The 12,846-nt window shown below is 62.7% G+C and carries 13 protein-coding genes; 3 read left to right on the top strand and 10 right to left on the bottom strand.

The annotated features are described in order from the left end of the window. The 7 genes from HWW83_RS00965 to HWW83_RS00935 all read right to left on the bottom strand — a co-directional run bounded on the left by HWW83_RS00965 (position 1) and on the right by HWW83_RS00935 (position 7,192). Positions 1 to 774 carry an ABC transporter permease gene (locus tag HWW83_RS00965; RefSeq protein ID WP_046896907.1) on the bottom strand — a complete coding sequence of 258 codons (774 nt, stop codon included), beginning with the start codon at positions 772 to 774 and terminating at the stop codon, positions 1 to 3. Further along, on the bottom strand, positions 771 to 1,706 hold the full coding sequence (locus tag HWW83_RS00960) for an ABC transporter ATP-binding protein (protein ID WP_149542581.1): 936 nt from the start codon (positions 1,704 to 1,706) through the stop codon (positions 771 to 773). Before HWW83_RS00960 ends, HWW83_RS00965 begins: the two co-directional genes overlap by 4 nt. Further along, positions 1,703 to 2,863 carry an ABC transporter permease gene (locus tag HWW83_RS00955; RefSeq protein ID WP_072628081.1) on the bottom strand — a complete coding sequence of 387 codons (1,161 nt, stop codon included), beginning with the start codon at positions 2,861 to 2,863 and terminating at the stop codon, positions 1,703 to 1,705. The genes HWW83_RS00960 and HWW83_RS00955 overlap by 4 nt, the downstream gene beginning before the upstream one ends. 61 nt (positions 2,864 to 2,924) lie before the next feature. Beyond that, on the bottom strand, positions 2,925 to 3,854 hold the full coding sequence (gene osmF, locus HWW83_RS00950; protein ID WP_033650522.1) for a glycine betaine ABC transporter substrate-binding protein OsmF: 930 nt from the start codon (positions 3,852 to 3,854) through the stop codon (positions 2,925 to 2,927). Between the two features lie 13 nt (positions 3,855 to 3,867). Then, positions 3,868 to 4,926 (bottom strand): fatty acid desaturase, encoded by a 1,059-nt coding sequence (locus HWW83_RS00945; protein ID WP_176588923.1) that lies wholly within the window; start codon positions 4,924 to 4,926, stop codon positions 3,868 to 3,870. A gap of 938 nt (positions 4,927 to 5,864) precedes the next feature. Then, positions 5,865 to 6,239, bottom strand: coding sequence for a cell envelope integrity TolA C-terminal domain-containing protein (locus tag HWW83_RS00940; protein ID WP_033642351.1), 375 nt, complete (start codon positions 6,237 to 6,239; stop codon positions 5,865 to 5,867). Between the two features lie 41 nt (positions 6,240 to 6,280). Beyond that, positions 6,281 to 7,192: a LysR substrate-binding domain-containing protein gene (locus HWW83_RS00935; protein WP_033642350.1), complete on the bottom strand. Its 912-nt coding sequence runs from the start codon at positions 7,190 to 7,192 to the stop codon at positions 6,281 to 6,283. A gap of 140 nt (positions 7,193 to 7,332) precedes the next feature. On the opposite strand from HWW83_RS00935, the gene HWW83_RS00930 reads away from it, so the two are divergent. The 3 genes from HWW83_RS00930 to HWW83_RS00920 are packed head-to-tail and all read left to right on the top strand — an operon-like array spanning position 7,333 to position 10,464. Beyond that, positions 7,333 to 7,977 carry a hydrolase gene (locus HWW83_RS00930; protein WP_046686653.1) on the top strand — a complete coding sequence of 215 codons (645 nt, stop codon included), beginning with the start codon at positions 7,333 to 7,335 and terminating at the stop codon, positions 7,975 to 7,977. 48 nt (positions 7,978 to 8,025) lie between these two features. Then, positions 8,026 to 8,571 carry an antibiotic biosynthesis monooxygenase gene (locus tag HWW83_RS00925; protein ID WP_033652685.1) on the top strand — a complete coding sequence of 182 codons (546 nt, stop codon included), beginning with the start codon at positions 8,026 to 8,028 and terminating at the stop codon, positions 8,569 to 8,571. 21 nt (positions 8,572 to 8,592) lie between these two features. Next, the gene (locus HWW83_RS00920) at positions 8,593 to 10,464 is read left to right on the top strand and encodes an amidohydrolase (RefSeq protein ID WP_033652684.1); all 1,872 of its coding nucleotides are present in this window, start codon (positions 8,593 to 8,595) and stop codon (positions 10,462 to 10,464) included. Between the two features lie 101 nt (positions 10,465 to 10,565). Here the strand turns inward: HWW83_RS00920 and HWW83_RS00915 are convergent, their stop codons facing one another. The 3 genes from HWW83_RS00915 to HWW83_RS00905 form a co-directional block, all read right to left on the bottom strand. Continuing rightward, positions 10,566 to 11,696 (bottom strand): Gfo/Idh/MocA family protein, encoded by a 1,131-nt coding sequence (locus HWW83_RS00915; RefSeq protein WP_033642347.1) that lies wholly within the window; start codon positions 11,694 to 11,696, stop codon positions 10,566 to 10,568. Positions 11,697 to 11,924: 228 nt separating this feature from the next. Beyond that, a complete protein-coding gene (locus HWW83_RS00910; protein ID WP_046686652.1) occupies positions 11,925 to 12,548 on the bottom strand; it encodes a glutathione S-transferase family protein in 624 nt (207 codons plus the stop codon). A gap of 9 nt (positions 12,549 to 12,557) precedes the next feature. Beyond that, positions 12,558 to 12,740: a DUF1127 domain-containing protein gene (locus HWW83_RS00905; RefSeq protein ID WP_071845081.1), complete on the bottom strand. Its 183-nt coding sequence runs from the start codon at positions 12,738 to 12,740 to the stop codon at positions 12,558 to 12,560. Positions 12,741 to 12,846: the final 106 nt, after the last annotated feature.

Genomic DNA, 12,846 nt, shown 5'->3' with positions numbered 1-12,846 from the left:
TTACCCCGCCGGAGTGGCCGCCAGCGTCTGCTGACGCCAGGCGGTGAGATAACGCACCCAACGTTCGAACAGCATATCGGTGATAATAGCCAACAACGCCACAACCGCCGCGCCCTGGATCACATAGGCGGTGTTAAACCCGGTCAGGCCGATGATGATCGGCGAACCGAGCGTTTTGGTACCGACGGTGGAAGCGATGGCCGCCGTGCCGATGTTGATGATCACCGACGTGCGGATCCCGGCGACAATCACCGGCGCCGCCAGCGGCAGTTCAACCCGCCACAGTATTTGCCAGGCGCTCATCCCCACGCCGCGGGCGATCTCGCGCGTGGCGGGCGGCACCGATTCGATGCCCGCCAGCGTGCCCTGCAGGATCGGCAGCAAGCCGTACAGCACCAGCGCGATGATCGCCGGCTGCTCGCTGAAGCCCATCACCGGCACCGCCACCGCCAACACCGCCACCGGCGGGAAGGTCTGCCCCACCGCCACCACCGTTTCCAGCAGCGAACGAAACTCCCGGCCGCCGCGTCGGGTCACGGCGACGCCCGCCGCCACGCCGAGAGCCACCGCAATCAGGCTGGAGATCGCCACCAGCGACAGGTGCGCCCCCACCAGCGCGATAAAGCTGTCCTGCTGATAAATGGGCCGGTCCAGATCGGGGAACCAGGCGGCAAACAGACCGCGCAGATGATCCATGCCGAACACCAGCGCCAACAGCAGCGCCAGCGTCCAGGGCAGCGGATCGCGCAGCAGGCGCCAGAGACGCCCGCTCATGACAGCGCCTGCCCGGCGATCAGATCGTGGAAGTGCAGAACCCCCAACGCTTCGCCCCGTTCATCCACCACCGGCAGGCAGTCGCTGCCGCGCGCCACGAACACCGACAGCGCCTCGCGCAGGCTCATGGCGGCGGCGATCGGTTCGCCCCCGGCGACACCGGGCTGCACCCGCTCCGCCACCGTCCCCAGCGACAGCAGCTTGATGCCGCGATCGCTGCGCCCGAAGAAATCCCGCACGAAGTCGTTGGCCGGCGCGGTCAGCAGCGCCAGCGGCGTGCCCTGTTGCACCACCCGCCCCTGATCGAGCAGCACCAGGCGATCCGCCAGGCTCAACGCCTCGTCGATGTCGTGCGTCACCAGCACAATGGTGCGGCCCGAGATCTGATGAATGCGGGCGATCTCCGCCTGCAGCGCCGCGCGGGTGACCGGATCCAACGCGCCGAACGGTTCGTCCATCAACAACACCTCGGGATCGGCGGCGAGCGCGCGCGCCACTCCGACCCGCTGCTGCTGCCCGCCGGAAAGCTGGTGCGGGTAGCGACGGCGAAACAGATCCGGTTCCAGGTGCAGCAGCTCCAGCAACTCGGTAACCCGATCGCGAATGCGCGCGCGCGGCCATTTTAGCAGCTGCGGCACGGTGCCGATGTTCTCCTCCACCGTCCAATGTGGAAACAGGCCGATCGATTGGATCGCATAGCCCATGCGCCGCCGCAGATCCTGCGGTTTAAACGACTGGATCTCTTCGCCGGCAAAGAGAATCTTGCCCCGATCGTGTTCGATCAGGCGGTTGATCATTTTTAACGTCGTGGACTTGCCGGAACCCGAGGTGCCGATCAACACGGTGAATTCGCCCTCGGCGATGTGCAGCGTGAGATCGTCCACCGCCGGCTTGCCCTGAAAAATTTTGCTGACTTGCTCAAAGTGAATCATCGGCGCGATACGTCCAGGATTGAAACCCAAAATTTAAACAGCGAATCGACGATGACCGCCATCATGACCACCGGGATCACCCCCAGCAGAACCAGATCCAGCGCGCTGCTGAGCAGCCCCTGAAACACGATGGCGCCAAAGCCGCCGGCGCCGATCAGCGCCGCCACCACCGCCATGCCGACGGTTTGCACCGCCAGGATGCGCACGCCGGTCAGGAACAGCGGCAACGCCAACGGCAGTTGCACGCGCAGGAAGATCTGCCCGCGCGTCAGCCCCATGCCGGTGGCGGATTCAATCACCCCGGCCGGCACGCTCTGCAGCCCCGCCACCACGCTGCGCACCAGCGGCAACAGCGCGTACAGCACCAGCGCCACGATCGCCGGCGCCATGCCGATGCCGCTGACGCCGTGTTCCGCCAGCCAGGGCACCGCCGCCGCCAGCCCCGCCAGCGGCGCGATCAGCAGGCCGAACAGCGCGATGGAAGGCACGGTCTGGATAATGTTCAGCGCGGAAAAGATCGGCCTCTGCCAGCGCTCGGAGCGAAAACACAGCACCCCGAGCGGCACGCCGATCGCCAGCGCCGGCGCCATCGTCGCCAGCAGAATGGTCAGGTGCTGCAGCAGCGCGGCGTCAAACACCTCCTGGCGATTGTGGTACTCCTTCAGCAGCGACAGCTGATCGAGCTGATGGCCGAACAGCAGCAGCGCCGGCGGCACCAGCACCAGCGCGTTGCCGAGCATTCGCCGCAGATGCGACGCGGTGAGGCGCGTCATGGCGTCGGCGGCGATCAGCAGGCTCAGCGCCATCGTCAGCCAGGCACCGCTGCCCCAAGAGGTGCGCGCCAGGCGCGATCCCTCCTGCGCCAGGCGTTCGGCGGCCTGTCCGCCGATCCAAAAGACCAGCGTCAGCACCCCGCAGGCGGCCAGCGCCGTCAACAGCGCACGCCCCCGCGTCGGCGGCAACAGGCTGAGGATCGCCAACGCCGCCAGCGGCAACAGCAGCCACAGCGCCGGGCCGTGCAACAGGGAGAATAAGGACAGGCTTTTACCCGACAGCAGACGATTGGGGGCATAACTGAGGAACGGCAGGCCGAAGGCGGCCAGCAGCAACAGCACGAACAGCGTTAACAACACGCGATGTTTTACGGCAATAGTCAAAGAAACTCTCCGGCGCCATCGGTTTTCCCCCTCTCCCGTAGCAAGAGGGGGCACCTCGGCGTTATCCCTTAACAAATCCTTTCTCTTTCAGGTAAGCGGCCGCCACCTGTTTGGCGTCCTGGCCTTCCACTGCGATCTGCGCGTTGAGCTTTTGCAGCGTCGGCCCGTCCAGCGAGGCGAACACCGGTTTCAGCAGTTCAGGCAGATTGGCGTGCGCTTTCAGCGCCGCTTCGCGCACGATCGGCGCCGGCGCGTAGATGGGTTGTACGCCTTTCGGGTCCGCCAGCGTTTGCAACCCCAGCGCCGCCACCGGGCCATCGGTGCCGTAGGCCATCGCCGCGTTGACGCCGGAGGTCTGCTCCGCCGCCGCCTTGATGGTCACCGCCGTGTCGCCGCCGGCCAATGACAGCAGCTGATCCTGATTCAGCTTGAAACCGTAGGCGTTCTGGAACGCCGGCAGCGCATCCGGCCGCTCGATAAACTCCGCCGAGGCCGCCAGCTTGAACTTGCCCCCGCCGTTAATCCACTTGCCGAGATCCGCCAGCGTTTTGAGATGGTTGGCGTCCGCCACGTCCTGCCGAATGGCGATAGTCCAGGTATTGTTGGCCGGCGCCGCGTCCAACCAGACGATTTTGTTTTTGTCGTAGTCGAGCTGCTTCACCTTCTCGAAGCCAGCCTGGGCGTTCTTCCATGCCGGATCTTTCTCATCGGAGAAGAAAAACGCGCCGTTGCCGGTGTACTCCGGGTAAATGTCGATCTCGCCGGAGGTAATGGCGCCGCGCAGCACCTTGGTAGTGCCGAGCTGCAGTTTATTGGTGGTTTTGATGCCGTTGGCTTCCAGCACCTGCACGATGATGTTGCCGAGCAGCGAACCTTCGGTATCGATCTTGGAGCCGACGCGTACCGAGTCGGCCGCCTGCGCCAGGCCGCCGGTGGCCAGCAGAGCCAGCGCGATGGCAAAGGAACGTCCACGTGATAAGGTGATTGCCATACTTTTCCTCTGGTTATATGTTTTCCGGCTCATGGGCCAGTTCGGTTGGAAAATCCTGAGAAACGCGCTTCCAGCGCGCAATAAAGTTTTTCTTCGGCCGGGCACCGCGTTCCTCCCGCCGTTCGCCGGCGCTCAGCGGATGCACGCCGACGTCGATCGGCGTCAGCGCGTAATCGCGCAGCCACTCGCCGTAGCCTTGCGCGACAAATCCCTGGCTGCGGCGCTGATACGCTTCGCGTTCCGCCAGATAGACTTCACGCAGGCCATACCAGGGCAGGCCGGGCAGATCGTGATGCACTAAATGGTAGTTCAGATTGAGAAACAACAGCCGCCACGGCCAGCCCGCCTCATTAATAATAGAACGTGCCTGCGGTGCGTCCACGGCGCGATGCTCAAAAAACGATCTTACCTTGGTCAGCGCCAGCGCCGGATAGCTGATGGCCAACAGGTAAAACGCCGTACCGATACCCTGCGTCTGCAGCCAGTGCAGCAGCGCCGCCAACAACGACAGGTGCACCAGCCACATCGCCCAGGCGCGCCATGCGCCACCGGCAAGCGCCTTCACCGTCGCGGCCAGGGTCGCGGCGATATCCAGCGCCGGGCCGAGGAGCACCCGGCCGATCAGCGTATTGCGCACCGCAGCCAGCAGCGGCAACAGGCGGGGATAACGCCGCCACTGCGCGGCGCTGAAGTAGTAGCTTTCGGGATCTTCGTGCGGATCGGTCAAGTGTTCATTGCGATGGTGGCGCAGATGCGAATCGCGATACAGCCCATAGGGATACCACACCGCCAGCGGCAACAGGCCGAACAGCTGATTGACGCGCGGCCGGCGCGTCGGATGGCCGTGGATCAGCTCATGCTGCAGCGACATATACCCGGTGGTCAGCAGGATCAGCAGCGGCGTGCCAAGCCACGGGCCCAGCGCCTGCCAATAATGCGCCACGCCAAACCAGCCGCCGTACACTGCCGCTATGATCCCCCAGGTGGGCAGTTCCAGCCGCCAGTGCCAACGCTGATAAAGCCGCCGGATCCGGTCGCGTTGTTCGGGGTGCAAATAGTGGGCGTGGGACATGCTGCGGCTCGCGGTTGGGGATTTTCCCCCAGTATCCGTGAGCCGCAGTGACGTTCAAAATAACGAAAATGGCAAAGCTAAGTGAAAATTCAGCGGGTTGCGTACGCGTCAAAGCGAAAAAACGGGCCGCGCAGGCGGTGATATCAGTCAGTTAAACCTGACTGGCATTTTTTATCCCATCTTTGTGTGTTTTGTGTAGCCTGAATTGCCGTAAATGTCCCGCATTTATTTGCGGCCAATATGAACGGCAATTGGAGGGGCCGAAGGCGCGGCCCCTCCACCCGCGCCCTTGCTTAACACCGTCTGTCCGCTGTGCGGATGCCCTCGCCGCGTCTGCATTGTCGGGCGGGTCGGCTGCGACAAACGTCCCTGTTAGTCTCGCCTCAACCGGCCTTCCCTGGCCGGTTGCCCCTGACTATGCCGTCTTGCTCGGCAGCCGGTGATGCGCGCCTAAGGTCAACACCCGAGCTGGCAGCTACCGGGCAACCTGTCCCTTATGAGGTTATGACAGAGAAGAGAAATCGGAGATGAGCACGGTATTGGACGCCCTTGAAGACGCCGAACGCAGGCATAGTGCATTAGGAGAAACCGCCATGGACGGCGGTTTCAGGTGAGACAGGCAGGGACGCCTGTCGCAACCGGCCTCAATGCGCTATGGCGGAGAGAGGACAAATCTGCCTGGAGCAGATTTGAACGCTGCTTGCAGCGGCCCCGAAGGGGCGAGGCCCAGGGATGGGCTGAGTAACGTTGGCAAAGCCAACCGTCTGACAGGGCAAAGGCGCGGGTTGCCAGGGGCCGCGCCTTCGGCCCCTGGCTCGGTCGAGGCGCAGGAGCCTCATGATGCACCTCTCATTTATCGACCGAAAACGTCACGAGTACTTCAAAAAACGCTAACTGACAAGCATTAGCCGCGCAGGCAGCCCGTCGGTCACATCCCTTCAGGGAACGAAATCGAGCACCACGGCGTTGAACAGCGCGTATTCGGTAGCGCTGGCCATCGGCGGAAACTGCGCGCGCTGCACCGCCTCGTTGGCCGCCGCGCACAGCGGCGCATCGCCTCTTACGATCTTGCTGCTCGCCAGTTTCCCGTCCGGCCGCAAACGGATGCTGATGGTGCAGCGTTGGCCGCGCGCATGCTCCGGCAAACGCAGCTCGCGGCTCACCGCGTTATGCACCCGCACCGGATAGCTGAGCGGCGCCGCAACCGGCGCCTCGGTCTGCGGCGACGGCAAGGGGGTGCCGGCCTGACGCCCGGCGCCCGCGCCGCAGCCGCTCAACAGTAACAGCGCCAACAGGCTTAGTGTCTTTTTCATTCCCTATGTCCTTATTGGGGATTAATCTTTATCGAGCGCCCTTACTGCGCCGCTGGGTAAGCCTCACCGTCATCCGCGTAACGCTGCAGCCGCTCGCGCCACCACTTGGCCGCCAGGCCGCTGGCGCTTTCCCGCCAGCCGAAGTAGGCGATGTCGTTGCAACGTTCCGATTCGACGCGTTTCGCCACCAGTTCGCCGCTGTTCAGGTAAGGTTCCGCCAAGGCGCGCGGCAGATAGCCGCAGCCCAGCCCGGCCAACTGCGCCTGCAGTTTGGCGTCGAAGCCGAAGACCGTCAGCGTGTCTTGCTCTTCCAGCAGGTTCAGGCTCTGCGGCGCGTTGACGCGCGAGGTATCGCGCACCACCACCGCCCGGTGCTGACGGATCTCATCCTTCGGCAACGGTTCCGGCAGCGCGGCCAGCGGATGCTGCGGCGCGACGGCGAACACGTAATCCAGCTGCCCCAGGCGGCTGAACGCATAGCCCACCCGCGACGGCGGCTCGCAGATGGCGCCGATGATAATGTCAGCGCAGCCGTAAACCAGCGACTCCCAGGAGCCGGCCAGCACCTCGTGGCTGAAGCGCAGCCGGGTATGGTGATGCTGCCGGTAGAACTCTTCTATCAGCGGCAACAAACGGGCAAACGGGAAGGAGGCGTCGATCCCGAGCGTGATCTCGCTTTCCCAGCCGTTTTCGACATAGCGCGCCTGCTGTTCCAGATCCTGCGCCGCGCGCAGCAGCACCCGCCCTTTTTCCAGCATCAGCTTGCCGGTATCGGTGAACTTCGCCCGATGGCCGGAGCGATCGAGCAGGGTGATGTCGAGATCGTTCTCGAGCTTTTGCACCATATAGCTCAGTGCCGAAGGGGTTTTAAACAGTGCGGCGGCCGCGGCGGCGAAAGATCCGTGCCGGTCCAGCGCATCCAAAATCAGCAGCGCTTCCAGGTTTAATCTCATGTTTTCTCCCGTGTATAAAAAAACTCAACAAGTCGGCAAAAATTCTGCGGTATCTTTGAAATCGCCCTCTGCCTACCATGGGTTTTATCGGCGTTACACTCATCAGATGTTCAACCGAAATATCACTGGGAAGGTAAATTATGTCCAAGTTTCAACTGCTTGATAAAGACAATTCCGCACTGATTTTTATCGATCATCAACCACAAATGGCCTTCGGCGTGGCTAATATTGATCGTCAGCAACTGAAAAACAACGTTGTTGGTTTGGCGAAGGCAGGCAAGATTTTCAACGTCCCTACCCTTTTCACCTCGGTCGAAACCGAAAGCTTCAGCGGCTATATCTGGCCGGAACTGCTGGCGGTACACCCTGAAATCACCCCGATTGAACGCACCTCGATGAACTCCTGGGAAGACGCGGCCTTCGTCAAAGCCGTGGAAGCCACCGGCCGCAAAAAGCTGGTGATCTCCGCGCTGTGGACCGAAGTGTGCCTGACCTTCCCGGCGCTGATGGCGCTGGAGGCCGGCTATGAAGTGTATGTGGTGACCGACACCTCCGGCGGTACCTCCGTCGATGCGCACGAGCGCTCGATCGAACGCATGGTGCAGGCCGGCGCCGTACCGGTGACCTGGCAGCAGGTGCTGCTGGAGTACCAACGCGACTGGGCGCGCAAAGACACCTACGACGCGGTGATGGCGCTGGTGCGCGAACACAGCGGCGCGTACGGCATGGGCGTCGACTACGCTTACACCATGGTGCACCACGCACCGGCCCGCACGGTGAAATAATTCCCCCTGCCCCGGCCCCGCGCCGGGGTATTTTCAGGAGTCGGTTTTATGGCCCATCCGCAGCATGTCACGCTGGTGATCACCCACCGTTTGGCGCCGGGGAACGAGCAGGCCTATGAGGCCTGGCTGAACCGCATCATGCCGGACGCCGCGGGCTTCACCGGCCATCTGGGCGTCAACGTCATCCGCCCATCCGACAGCGAACAGGCCTATACGGTGCTGGTCCGCTTCGACAATGTCGATAATCTCTACCGCTGGCTCAACTCGCCGCTGCGCAAGCAATACATCGAAGAAGTCACTCCGCTGTTGCTGGAGAATGACCATATCGAGATCCGCCCCGGCGCGGAGTTCTGGTTTACCCCGCCCAACCCCGGCGTGCGCCAACCGCCCCAGTGGAAGCAGTTCATCATCACCCTGCTGGTGATCTTCCCTTCCACCAATCTGGTGCCCTGGTTTTGGGGGCTGGCGCTGCCGCAGTTGAACGGCACGCTGCTCGGCCATTTTCTCAATGACGCCACCGTGGTCGCCCTGGTGGTGTACCTGTGGATGCCCATCGTGACTCGCGTTTTTCATCAATGGCTGATCCGCCGCTAGGCGGTTCGCCGGGAGAATGTTATGAACCACCACGCTTCATTGATCCTCACCAACGGCAAATTTCACACCGTTGACCGCCAAAACCTCACTGCGCAGGCGGTCGCCATTCGCGACGGCAAGTTTCTGGCGGTCGGCAGCGAAGCCGAAGTCATGCAACACGCCGGGCCGGAAACCCAGGTGATCGATCTGCACGGCCACACCGCCATTCCGGGCCTGAACGACTCGCACCTGCACCTGATCCGCGGCGGCCTGAACTACAACCTGGAGCTGCGCTGGGAAGGCGTGCCTTCGCTGGCCGACGCGCTGCGCATGTTGAAAGAGCAGGCGCTGCGCACGCCGAGCCCGCAATGGGTGCGGGTGGTCGGCGGCTGGACCGAGTTCCAGTTTGCCGAACGCCGCATGCCGACGCTGGACGAAATCAACCAGGCGGCGCCGGACACGCCGGTATTTATTCTGCATTTATACGATCGCGCGCTGCTCAACCGCGCGGCGCTGAAGGTAGTCGGCTACACCAAAGACACGCCGAACCCGCCGGGCGGCGAGATCCAGCGCGACGCCAACGGCAACCCGACCGGCATGCTGATCGCCAAACCCAACGCCATGATCCTGTACGCCACGCTGGCGAAAGGGCCGAAGCTGCCGCTGGAACAGCAGGTCAACTCCACCCGCCAGTTTATGCGTGAGCTGAACCGCCTCGGCCTCACCAGCGCCATCGACGCCGGCGGCGGTTTCCAGAACTACCCGGAGGATTATCAGGTGATCGCCGAGCTGCACGAGAAAAAGCAGCTGACCATCCGCATCGCCTATAACCTGTTCACCCAGCGGCCGAAGCAGGAACTGGAAGACTTCGAGCTGTGGACCGACATGCTCAAGCCGGGCCAGGGCACCGACTTCTATCGCCACAACGGCGCCGGCGAGATGCTGGTGTTTTCCGCCGCCGACTTCGAAGACTTCCTGCAGCCGCGCCCGGATCTGCCGCCGGGCACCGAAGACGAGCTGGAGCGGGTGGTGCGCCATCTGGTCGAGCACCGCTGGCCGTTCCGCCTGCACGCCACCTATGACGAATCCATCAGCCGCATGCTGGACGTGTTCGAGAAGGTGAACCGCGATATTCCGTTCAACGGCCTGCACTGGCTGTTCGACCACGCCGAAACCATTACCGAACGCAATATCGAGCGCGTCAAGGCGCTGGGCGGCGGCATTGCGGTCCAGCACCGCATGGCGTTCCAGGGGGAATATTTCGCCGACCGCTACGGCATCGAAGCCACCAAACATACGCCGCCGGTAGCGAAAATGTTGGCGGCCGAGCTGCCGGTCGGGCTGGGCACCGACGCCACCCGCGTCGCCAGCTACAACCCGTGGACGGCGCTGTACTGGCTGGTCTCCGGCCGCACCGTCGGCGGCATGGCGATGTACGACGACAGCGCCCGGCTGGATCGCGAAACGGCGCTGATGCTGTGGACCCAGGGCAGCGCCTGGTTCTCCACCGAACAGGGCAAGAAAGGCCAGATCAAGGTCGGCCAACTGGCGGATTTGGCGGTGCTGTCGCAGGACTACTTCAGCGTGCCGGAAGAGCAGATCAAAGGCATCGAGTCGGTAATGACGGTGGTGGACGGCAAGGTGGTCTACGCCGCCGGCAGCTTCTCGCCGCTGGCGCCGCCGCCGCTGCCGGTGCTGCCGGAGTGGTCGCCGGTCACCCAGGTGCCGGGCCATTACCGCTCCGCGCCGCCGTCGGCGGCGGCCCGCGTCGGGGTAGTGAGCCAGGCGCACCAATGCTGCGGCCCGTGCGGCGTGCACGCGCACCAGCATGACATCGCGCGCCGCTCCAGCATCCCGGTGTCGGACGAGAATGCCTTCTGGGGCGCGTTCGGCTGTTCGTGTTTCTCGTTCTAAGTTATCAAGCCAATAACTTGTTATAAAATTAATTTAATAAGCTATTAAGCTGGCAACATAATAAATTAATGGCGCTGTCCGCGGAGAGCGCCATTTCCTTTTCAATCGCGGTTGATCTCCAGCCAGCGCCGCTGCTCGGCGGAGGCGGCTATCGCGTCCAGCACGCACGACACCTTCCAGCCCTCTTCAAAGTCCGGCCACATGCGATCGCCCGCGGCGATGCCGTTGACCAGATCGCGGATCTCCACCGTCTTCTGATCGTTAAAACCAATGCCGTGCCCGGCGCTGATGCAAAACGCCGCATAGTCCGGGTGCTTCGGTCCCACCAGCAACGTCTTGAACCCCTGCCGCTCCGCCGGTTCATCGTGTCGATACAGCTTCAGTTCGGCCATCCGTTCCTGGGTATAACTCAGCGTGCCTTTGGTGCCGGTAACCACATAGGTCAGCCCCATCTTGCGCCCGCAGGCGATGCGCGACGTTTCGATAGTGCCCATCGCCCCGCCGGCGAAACGCAGCAGCGCACTGGCCTGATCTTCGTTTTCCACCGGATGCATACGCGACGGGTCTTGCGGATCCGGCCGCTGTTTGATCACGGTCTGCATATCGCCAGAGACCGCCACGATATCGCCCACCAGGTAGTGCGCCATATTGACGATGTGCGCCGCCAGATCCCCCAACGCGCCCAGCCCGGCGCTGGCGCGGCGGCAGTGCCAGTCGATCGGCGTGCGCGGGTCGGCCAGGTAATCCTCATTGTGGGTGCCGTAAAAATGCACCACCTCGCCGATTTCGCCGTTGGCGATGATCTCGCGCGCCAGCTGGCTGGTGGGGTTTTTCATGTAGTTGAAACCGACCAGCGTTTTCACCCCCTTGGCGCGGGCGGCCTGCACCATCTCCGCCGCGTCGGCGGCATCCAGCGCCAGCGGTTTTTCCGAATACACGTGCTTGCCGTGGCGGATCGCCGCCAGCGCCATCTCTTTGTGCAAGAAGTTGGGGGCGCAGATGTCCACCACGTCGATCGCCGGATCGGCCACCAGCTGCCGCCAGTCGCCGGTCGAACGCGCAAAGCCGAACTCGGCCGCGCGCTGCGCCGCCAGCTCGGGCGTCACCTCCGCCAGCATCTCCAGCACCAGATCCCCTTTAAGGGGAAATACCGTGGGGGCCTGCGCATAAGCGATAGCGTGACAACGCCCGATATAGCCGGTGCCGATTAACCCAACGCGTACCTGTTTCATCATCCTCTCCCGTGACCGAAATCTTGCCTGAAACCCGGCGCCCTGAGTGAAACGCGCCAGCTGATAACGGTTTTATATGGAATATAAATTTCAATAACAAGCGCACGGAAAAAGAAAGTTCGGATTCGTGATGTCGTTCATGAAACGTTGACAGGATGATGCAAAAAGGAAAATCCGAACGCGGCGTTGCCGTATTCGGATAAGGTAAAATGAACCATTTATTTCATATTACGGTAAACCGTTGGCACCGTGCTGAACGTAGCCAGGGCGTTGCAGCAGGCGCTGCTGATAGGCCGCCAGCGCCGCATACTCCGGCCGCTCGAACGACGTCATCAGCCAGCGGTTGAGCGACAGCCCTAGCACTACGTCCGCCAGCGTGAAGGCAGCGCCGGCAGCGTAAGGGCCGTGCTGCGCCAAATGCGCATCCAGCAAGCCCATCAGCCGATTCCACTCGCGCTCGGCGGCGGCCAGGCTGGCGGCATCCTGGTAATCCGCATGCCCGCGCACGCGCGACATGAACACATAGCGCCAGGCGCCGTTCAGATCGGTGGCCTGCCAGTCCATCCACATCTCCACCGCCGCGCGCGCGCCGGGTTCCTGCGGCAGCAGATCGCGGCGCCCTTCCCGCCCCGCCAGATAGCGGCAAATGGTGTTCGATTCCCACAGCACCCGTGCGCCGTCGATCAGCACCGGCACCAGGCCGTTGGGATTGAGCGCCAAAAACTCGGGTTCCTGCGTGGAGCGAAAGCCGCTGCCCCAGTCTTCCCGTTCCAGCGTCAGCCCCAGCTCATGGCTGGTCCACAGCACCTTGCGCACGTTGATCGATGAGGCTTTGCCCAATAATTTCAGCATCCGCTTTCCTTATTCTCTCCAGAACGGTTTATACCCTTCCCGCCAGGCATCCGCCCGCGTCAGGCCGATATCCGCCAGTTGCCTGTCGTTCAGCAGCAGTAACTCTCTGCGCGTTCTGCGACGCAACAAATACCAACGCCAGCGTGACCAGCCTCCCCGTCGCCACGTCGTCATGCCATCAAACAGAGCCATCTTATTATTCCCCCTGATGTTTTCGCCTTGTTGTGATGATGCGCGCCGGGCAAAAAACAATACAGATGCACGTTAGCGTTATTTTTTTCATACAGCTGCATACCAA

Source organism: Serratia ureilytica (genome assembly GCF_013375155.1).
GTDB classification, from domain to species: Bacteria; Pseudomonadota; Gammaproteobacteria; order Enterobacterales; family Enterobacteriaceae; genus Serratia; species Serratia ureilytica.
The sequence above is the reverse complement of the archived record's forward strand: the minus strand, read 5'-3'. Positions and strand labels throughout refer to the sequence as shown.

Bases quoted from the DNA above. Each gene is read 5' to 3' on its own strand.
- HWW83_RS00965 (WP_046896907.1), bottom strand. From the start codon at position 774: ATGAGCGGGCGTCTCTGGCGCCTGCTGCGCGATCCGCTGCCCTGGACG.
- HWW83_RS00960 (WP_149542581.1), bottom strand. From the start codon at position 1,706: ATGATTCACTTTGAGCAAGTCAGCAAAATTTTTCAGGGCAAGCCGGCG.
- osmF (WP_033650522.1), bottom strand. From the start codon at position 3,854: ATGGCAATCACCTTATCACGTGGACGTTCCTTTGCCATCGCGCTGGCT.
- HWW83_RS00945 (WP_176588923.1), bottom strand. From the start codon at position 4,926: ATGTCCCACGCCCACTATTTGCACCCCGAACAACGCGACCGGATCCGG.
- HWW83_RS00940 (WP_033642351.1), bottom strand. From the start codon at position 6,239: ATGAAAAAGACACTAAGCCTGTTGGCGCTGTTACTGTTGAGCGGCTGC.
- HWW83_RS00935 (WP_033642350.1), bottom strand. From the start codon at position 7,192: ATGAGATTAAACCTGGAAGCGCTGCTGATTTTGGATGCGCTGGACCGG.
- HWW83_RS00930 (WP_046686653.1), top strand. From the start codon at position 7,333: ATGTCCAAGTTTCAACTGCTTGATAAAGACAATTCCGCACTGATTTTT.
- HWW83_RS00925 (WP_033652685.1), top strand. From the start codon at position 8,026: ATGGCCCATCCGCAGCATGTCACGCTGGTGATCACCCACCGTTTGGCG.
- HWW83_RS00920 (WP_033652684.1), top strand. From the start codon at position 8,593: ATGAACCACCACGCTTCATTGATCCTCACCAACGGCAAATTTCACACC.
- HWW83_RS00915 (WP_033642347.1), bottom strand. From the start codon at position 11,696: ATGAAACAGGTACGCGTTGGGTTAATCGGCACCGGCTATATCGGGCGT.
- HWW83_RS00910 (WP_046686652.1), bottom strand. From the start codon at position 12,548: ATGCTGAAATTATTGGGCAAAGCCTCATCGATCAACGTGCGCAAGGTG.
- HWW83_RS00905 (WP_071845081.1), bottom strand. From the start codon at position 12,740: ATGGCTCTGTTTGATGGCATGACGACGTGGCGACGGGGAGGCTGGTCA.